Below are 1,157 nucleotides of genomic sequence, written 5' to 3'. Positions count from 1 at the left end.
CCGGCAACAATTTCTCTCTCGACAGAGCACTTGCGTCAAGCAAGGTTTGCATCGGCGTCTTGCCGTAGCACCAGCGCCCCTGATGCGGGCGCACCTCATTGTAGGCAGCGATCCACTCATCGAGATCGCTCTGCAAGGCAGTGATGCTCGGATAGATCTTTTTGCGGAACACGACGCGATAGAACTCCTCGAGCACGGTGCGGTGGAAGCGCTCAACAATGCCGTTGGTCTGTGGGCTCCTGGTCTTGGTGCGGGTGTGATCGATGTCTTCGACGGCGAGGTAGAGCTCGTATTCGTGATGCTCCGGATTGCCGCAATACTCGGTGCCGCGGTCGGTCAGGATCCGGTTCAGTGGGATGCCCCGCGCATCGAAGAACGGCACCACGCGATCATTCAACAGTTCGGCCGCCGTGATCGGCGTCTTGCGATCATACAGCTTGGCGAACGCCACCTTGCTGTAGGTGTCAATGAAGGTCTGCTGATAGATTCGCCCGACCCCCTTCATGTTGCCGACATAGAAGGTGTCCTGCGCACCGCAATAGCCGGGGCACTCGCTCTCGAACTCGCCGTGCGCCTCCTTCTCGGATTTGGCCTTTTCCAACGCAACGAGCTGGGCCTCGGTCAGCACCAGGCCGTCCTGAGCCATCTTGGCCTCTAGCGCCGTCAGCCGCTTCTTGACGTTGGCGAGGTCGTGACGCAGCCACACCGCCCGCACGCCGAACGGGGAGATCGACAGGCCGCGGCTCCTGAGCTCATTGCTGACCCGCACCTGCCCCCAGGCCGGCTGGTCGATCGCCAGCTCAACGACGGCTGCCTCGACCTCCGGCGCGACACGGTTCTTCAGGACCGGTTTCTTGCGGCTGATCTCAATCAGCGCCAGCTCGCCGCCCTTGTCGTACAGTTCCTTGAACCGGTAGAAGCTGTCGCGGCTATAGCCCATCATCCGGCAAGCCTGGCTGACGTTGCCGAGCTGCTTGGCCAATTCCAGCATGCCGACTTTCGCGCGAATGACCTTCTGTTCCTGGGTCATGGTAACGTCTCCTGTGAGACGCTGCGGGCTGCGCGGGAGCGCCCTTTGGGTGAGCGCTCCTGCTCGCCCGCAGCTCCATTCCCTGCCAGTTCGAACCTTGGCGTCAGATTAAGTCGAAACTTCTACA

General features: G+C 61.2%; 1 protein-coding gene. It reads right to left on the bottom strand.

Annotation, left to right across the window (positions count from 1 at the left end):
* Positions 1-1,030: IS481 family transposase (locus tag XI09_RS08575; protein WP_271566453.1), on the bottom strand; the 1,030-nt coding region annotated here is incomplete at its 3' end.
* Between the last annotated feature and the right edge of the window lie 127 nt (positions 1,031-1,157).

Origin of the sequence: Bradyrhizobium sp. CCBAU 11386, from assembly GCF_028128955.1 — a bacterium.
GTDB lineage: Bacteria > Pseudomonadota > Alphaproteobacteria > Rhizobiales > Xanthobacteraceae > Bradyrhizobium.
This window is presented reverse-complemented; position numbering and strand designations above follow the sequence as displayed.